This is a genomic window from Lysinibacillus antri, assembly GCF_003977595.1.
Taxonomy (GTDB): domain Bacteria; phylum Bacillota; class Bacilli; order Bacillales_A; family Planococcaceae; genus Ureibacillus; species Ureibacillus antri.
This window is the reverse complement of the sequence record NZ_RYYR01000072.1, coordinates 1-838: the sequence shown is the minus strand read 5'-3', so window position 1 is coordinate 838 and position 838 is coordinate 1. Positions and strand designations below refer to the sequence as shown.

Sequence of the window (838 nt, the reverse complement as noted above, 5' to 3'; positions counted from 1 at the left end):
TTGATGATTTTCGCTACCACGCCCGCACCTACTGTACGACCACCTTCACGAATCGCAAAACGTAAACCTTCGTCCATCGCGATTGGGTGAATTAAGCTCACAGTCATTTTGATGTTGTCGCCCGGCATTACCATCTCAACACCTTCCGGTAACTCGATTGTACCTGTTACGTCCGTTGTACGGAAGTAGAACTGTGGACGGTAACCTTTGAAGAATGGAGTATGACGACCACCTTCTTCTTTTGATAATACGTAAACTTCTGATTCGAAGTCTGTGTGCGGAGTGATTGTACCCGGTTTCGCTAATACTTGACCACGTTCGATTTCTTCACGTTTTGTACCACGTAATAATGCACCAACGTTTTCCCCCGCACGACCTTCGTCTAATAATTTACGGAACATCTCAACACCGGTTACGGTTGTTTTCGTAGTTTCTTTGATACCTACGATTTCAACTTCTTCACCTGATTTGATGATACCACGTTCAACACGGCCTGTTACTACCGTACCACGACCAGAAATTGAGAATACGTCTTCGATTGGTAATAAGAACGGTTTATCAATTGCACGCTCCGGCTCTGGAATGTATGTATCTAAGTGGTGTGCTAACTCAAGAATTTTTTCTTCCCACTCCGGTACGCCGTTTAACGCTTGTAACGCTGAACCACGTACGATTGGTGTATCGTCACCTGGGAAGTCATATTGAGAAAGAAGTTCACGTACTTCCATTTCTACTAATTCTAATAACTCTTCGTCATCTACCATGTCGCATTTGTTTAAGAATACGATGATGTATGGTACGCCTACTTGGCGACCTAATAAGATGTGCTCACGAGTTT

The 838-nt window shown here is 43.8% G+C and carries 1 protein-coding gene; it reads right to left on the bottom strand.

The window, feature by feature from the left end; translation table 11 throughout:
- Positions 1 to 838: elongation factor Tu (gene tuf, locus EK386_RS20700; RefSeq protein WP_126660866.1), on the bottom strand; the 838-nt coding region annotated here is incomplete at both ends.